Below are 4,789 nucleotides of genomic sequence, written 5' to 3'. Positions count from 1 at the left end.
GCCGGCCCGCCACCGGGTAGGCCCCGGTCGGTGGCCCGGGGGTGGTGGGGGTGGTGGGGGCCGAACGCACGGTCGGCTTGCCCCGCTGTCGGGCGGGGCCAGCGGCCGGCGGGGGTCGGACGCCGCCGTGGGCGGGCGGGTCGAATTTCTCGTCGGCCTGTTCTGTTGCGGGGTGGGTCCTGGCTTGGTGGCCGGATGTGGCTGGTGCGGGCGGGCCGGACCTGTCGGTCTGCCGGGTGGGCCGGGTTGGTGGCCCGGGGGTGGTGGGGGTGGCGGGTCGAACGCACGGTCGGCTTGCCTCGCTGTCGGGCGGGGGCGGTGGTCGGGCGGGTAGGGGCGGCGCCCGGGGCGAGGTGGGCCCCGGGGTGGGGGTTTTCTGTTGGTCTGTGGTGGCCTGTTCCGTTTTTTCTGTCAGCCGGTGATGGTTCGTAGGATTGGTTGGCCGAGTGTGCCGAGCCAGCCGGCGAGTGCGCCGATCGGGCCGATGAGGCGGGTGCCGGCGGTGGCGAGTGTGCCGGTGGTGGAGAGCAGGCGGGTGATGCGGCCGAGTCGGGTTGCCACTGTTTGCCGGTCGGGTTCGGGTCGGGTGACTTCTGCGTCGAGTGAGTCGAGTTCGGCCCGTACCTGGGGTTCGACGGCCGGTGGCAGTGGTGTTTGCTCGATCGCTGTCCGCAGGTCGCGGACCAGGTCGCGGGCTTGTTGTCCGCCTGCTGTGAAGACGGCCGACTGGCCGTCGTGGACGGTCTGGTTCCCGGCGACGTTGTTGACGACGCCGCCCTGCTGGTTGCCGATGTTGAAGACCATGGTTGTGTGTCTTTTCACCGTGGCCGCCAGGAGCCCTGCCGTTCGGCCTCCTCGAAGCGGCGGCGCCGGGATGTCGTCACGACGTGCAGCACGATCCCGATGACCGTCAGGATCGTTCCGACGGAGGCCATCGCGAAGCCGATCGCCCCGATCGGCACGCCGGCGACCTTCGGTCCGAGCAGGTCGGGGGCGGTGTCGAAGGACGAGCTCCCCGACGAGATGTCGTCGTTCGTCCTGACGACGAATCGGATGATCACCCAGCCGTAGATTCCGCCTCCGACCAGGAAGAGCAGGAAGCCGACGATGATCAGGTGCCGCGCCCGGGTGCGGGTCGCGGCGATCTCCTTGAAGAAGCTCTCGCGCTGAGCCTGTTGGACGTAGTTGTACTGGTTGCCGGCGACGTTGCTCAGCCGGTCGGCCTGCTGCTCCCCGATGTCGAAGTGCGGTGCGCCGGCGGGCGGTGTGGGGTCGGTCTGGGGCGGTTCCGGGTGGCCGGGTGGGGTCGGTGGCGGTTGGGCCGGTGGTGGTCCTGCGGTGGGGGTGCCGTATGGCGCGGGCCCGGGGTCGGGCGCGGACCCTGCTTCGGGGTCGGGGGGCGGGGTCCGGCCTGGTGTGGTGTCCGATGTGCTGCCCGGTGTGCTGCGGGTTTTGGGCCTGGGGAACTGGACGGTCCGGTCGGCGGGGCGCGGTTCTTCGTAGTGGACCTCGAAGGGGCCAAAGTCGAGTACGTCGCCCGGGTGCAGCACCTGCTGGCCGAGCACGGGGTGGCCGTTGAGCATGGTGCCGTTGGTGGAGGCGAGGTCCTCGACGGTGGTCCGGCCCGAGGCCCGCCACACCACCGCGTGCCGTCGGCTGACGCCCGGATCGCCGACCTGGATCTGGCAGTCGGAGTCCCGTCCGACCAGCATCGGCTGGTCGTCGAGGACGAAGACCCGGCCGCGCAGCCGGTCCGGGCGGTCGACCACGAGGTGGGGTAAGGCGCGCTCTTGCAGAGGCGGGTCCATGGCACGACCTCCTGGCGGCGGAGCATCCGGCGGCGGGCGAAGCGATTTTTTTGGCCGCCTGTTCCGGTGGTCCGCTCCTTCCAGTAAAGGCCGATCGGGCTCGTCCGGCCACGGGGCCGCGGTGTCCCGGACGGCTGGCCCTTTCCGGTGCGTCCGGCCGCGGTTGCCGTGGTTCGGCGAGGGTGCTGTGGAGTTTGGGCATCGAGTAGTGGCCCGTGCCGTCTGCCGCCGTCTGCCGCCGTCCGGGGCTGGCCTTGGCCGGCCCGCCGGGGTTCCTGCTGTGTCCCGGTCCGCGGTTCGGGGAGCGGTGGCCGGGTGCCGGTGTCGGTGCCAGTGCCAGTGCCGGTGTCGGGGTTCGGCCGGAGGCTTCGGCGGCCTGTCGGTGTTGCTGTCGCCACCGGCGCGCGGCAGGCCGGGCCGATCCCGTTGCGTCGATGGATGCCCTGCGCGAAGGCCGTACCGCTGTCGCTCTCGTCTGTGGCGGCGTGCTGTCGTCTGGTGGACGGCGGCGCATGTGTCCGGCTCGGGGATCCCCGCTGCCGTGCCGTGCCCTGCGGTGTCCCGTCCCGCCCTGTGGTGTCGTGCGGTGTCCCGTCGTGCCGCGCCTTTCCTTTGTGTGGCGTGTGGGTGTCGCGTGGTCCGGCCGGTTGTGGTTGCGCCTCTTGCGTGGGGCGGCTGCGGCGGGCTTTTGGGCTCGTGCCGTTACCCGCCGAAGTCCCGGGCTTCCTCCATGGCGGGTCCCTCGGCGTGGATCTTGAGGAGGCGGGAGGCGATGGCTCCCTCGTTGCGGCCGAACTCCTCGGACAGGGTTGCCAGCGGGGCTCCTTGGGCGCAGCGCAGCGCGAGGGTTGCCTCTTCCTGCGGGGTCCAGCGCTTGTAGGCGTTGGGGTGGTCGCGTCGCCTTTCCTCCACGGTGTAGGCCTTCTCAAAGCCGGGGGCGGGTGGGGCGGGTGCGAGGCCGGTGGGGGAGTCGGCAAGCCCGAGGCTGTGGAGCTTCCAGCGGACCGAGTTCTCGGACCGTTGCAGTCGGCGTGCGATCTCGGTGGTGGCGGTCCCGTCGCGGTGTAGGGCTGCCAGCCGGTCCGTTTCCGCCGCGTCCCAGAGTTCTCCTGAACGGGGAGCGTGTGCGGAAGGTGTGGGGGTGCCTGTTGCGGGGGCTGCCGGTCCGTGATCGTCGGCAGGGTCTGCACCGGTGATGCCCATCAGCAGTTGGGTGATCACAGAGACGTCCGCGAGGGCCATGTCTCCTTGCAGTTCGGTGACCAGTTCGCCGTTCATGTCGCACCCGGTGATGCTCACGCGGCCCCGCCCGTGGGCATGCGACTCGTAGGACAGTTCATAGCGGCGGGATCCGTCCGGGGCGTGGAGGCTGAGGGTCTGCCGGGTCGTTCGGGCGATGATCCAGTCGCTCTGTCGGGCGGGAGGGCTCTGGATCGGCCGGGGGTGGTCCGTGCCGTGTTCGCCGGCCGGGTTCCATGACATGTTCGGCAGCCTTTCCGGCCGCAGCGCTGGGCGCGGCCCGTGGGGTGCGAGCGGGGACCTGCTGCGAGGATCCTCCGTGCCTGAAGGCTCGCCGCGATGGCCCTTCGATTGCCTGATGCACCATCAACATCTTTGTTCGGAAGCACTCTTGGGTGCCTCCATTTTTTCGGCCAGAACCGTAGCAGGGGCTGCGGGGCGCGGTCGGAGGCGGCAGGAGCGGGTGTCCGAGGCTGCCGCTACGGTGGGGCCGGCCGCCTTGTCGCTTTCGGCCGTGTCCGCCGTCCCTCGTCCCCGGGGCCGCCGCGGGCGGCCTCCTCGTCTCCCGGTCTGCCGCAGCCCGACGCCCTGCGGCGAGGCGCCCGTGGCCGGCGGGAGGCCACCCGATGCGGTGAACTCCGCAGCGGGGGAGTGCCCGAACGGATCCGCCGGCAGCCTCGTGAGCGCCGGGCGTCCGGGCTGCGCATCGGACCTGGCCGGCCGAAGGGCGGGATCCGCACCGTCTGCTGCCGCCCGCCGGGTGTGTGGACCGGCTGCCGCGCACGCCCGGGAGCTGCGCACCCTCGAGGAGCAGCCGGGAGCCGGGAGCCGGGGGAGTCGATCGGGAGCCGGGGTGCGGCCGGTTGGTCGGACGGGGCGCCGCCGGACCGCGCCGGACGACCCGACCGGGACCTGCCGATGCGCGAAGGCCGGCGCCCGTACCCCAGGCCTGGGCCCGGCACCCGGGTCCGGCACCCCGGGCGGGTGCTGCTCCCGCGCGTACGGGGCCGGCAGCCCTGGGGGCATTGATCCGTGAGGGTTAAATTCGTGAGATCAGTGGAGTAGTTAATCGAAATGGCTAATGGCGTGTTAGGTTCGGTTCCGGAGGTGGGGCCCTGTGCCTACGCAGGACGAGCTGTTCGCGGCGGTGGACGCGCTCTTGGCCGGTGTCGAGCCGGGTCCGCAGCTGCCGTCGCCGGCCGAGCGGGCGCGCCTTCGGGAGGCCGCCGGGATCACGCAGGCGCAGCTGGCGAAGGTGCTGCAGTCGACCGTGCAGACGGTGAAGAACTACGAGAACGGCCGGTCGACGCCGAAGCCGCCGCGGCTGGAGGCGTACGTGCGGCTGCTGGAGGGCTGGGCGGCGAAGTATCCGGCGCCGGACACCGCCCCGGCCGCCTCGACGGTCGAGGAGGTCCCGGCCGTCTTCGCCTTGCCGCCTGCTGCTGCCACTGTGCCCGCTGCTGCCGTGTCCTCCGCCGCCGTTGGTCCGGGGCCCGCCGCTGCCGGTCCGGAGTCTGCCACCGCTGCCCCGGGCGCTTCCGCTGCCGGCCCGGTGGCGGCTGCGTCCGCCGTGGAGGGGGCCGCGCAGGATCTCGCCGACCCGGACGGCGACGGCCCAGGCATCGGCCGCTCCCCGACGAGCCAACCGGCCCCGGCCTCAACACCAGCCTCGGTGCCGGTACGGTCCCCGCAGCCGCAGCCGCAGCCGCAGCCGCAGCCGCAGCCGCAGCCGCAGCCGCAGC

General features: G+C 72.4%; 4 protein-coding genes. 1 reads left to right on the top strand and 3 read right to left on the bottom strand.

All coding sequences use genetic code 11. The annotated features are described in order from the left end of the window. Positions 1–411: 411 nt before the first annotated feature. The 3 genes from ABZ641_RS26015 to ABZ641_RS26005 all read right to left on the bottom strand — a co-directional run bounded on the left by ABZ641_RS26015 (position 412) and on the right by ABZ641_RS26005 (position 3,290). Positions 412–804, bottom strand: coding sequence for a hypothetical protein (locus ABZ641_RS26015; RefSeq protein WP_359985418.1), 393 nt, complete (start codon positions 802–804; stop codon positions 412–414). 14 nt (positions 805–818) lie between these two features. Beyond that, entirely contained in the window at positions 819–1,808 is a 990-nt protein-coding gene (locus ABZ641_RS26010; RefSeq protein WP_359985415.1) for an FHA domain-containing protein, read from the bottom strand. Between the two features lie 702 nt (positions 1,809–2,510). Continuing rightward, positions 2,511–3,290 carry a hypothetical protein gene (locus ABZ641_RS26005; RefSeq protein WP_359985412.1) on the bottom strand — a complete coding sequence of 260 codons (780 nt, stop codon included), beginning with the start codon at positions 3,288–3,290 and terminating at the stop codon, positions 2,511–2,513. 874 nt (positions 3,291–4,164) lie between these two features. Between ABZ641_RS26005 and ABZ641_RS26000 the strand changes: the two genes are divergently transcribed. Beyond that, positions 4,165–4,789 (top strand): helix-turn-helix transcriptional regulator (locus ABZ641_RS26000; protein WP_359985410.1); only part of this gene is annotated, 625 nt, incomplete at its 3' end.

The organism is Kitasatospora sp. NPDC007106 (assembly GCF_040634455.1).
Lineage (GTDB): Bacteria > Actinomycetota > Actinomycetes > Streptomycetales > Streptomycetaceae > Kitasatospora > Kitasatospora arboriphila.
Note: the sequence above shows the minus strand (reverse complement) of the source record. Positions and strands in the feature narration are given on the sequence as shown.

Bases quoted from the DNA above. Each gene is read 5' to 3' on its own strand.
- ABZ641_RS26010 (WP_359985415.1), bottom strand. From the start codon at position 1,808: ATGGACCCGCCTCTGCAAGAGCGCGCCTTACCCCACCTCGTGGTCGAC.
- ABZ641_RS26005 (WP_359985412.1), bottom strand. From the start codon at position 3,290: ATGTCATGGAACCCGGCCGGCGAACACGGCACGGACCACCCCCGGCCG.
- ABZ641_RS26015 (WP_359985418.1), bottom strand. From the start codon at position 804: ATGGTCTTCAACATCGGCAACCAGCAGGGCGGCGTCGTCAACAACGTC.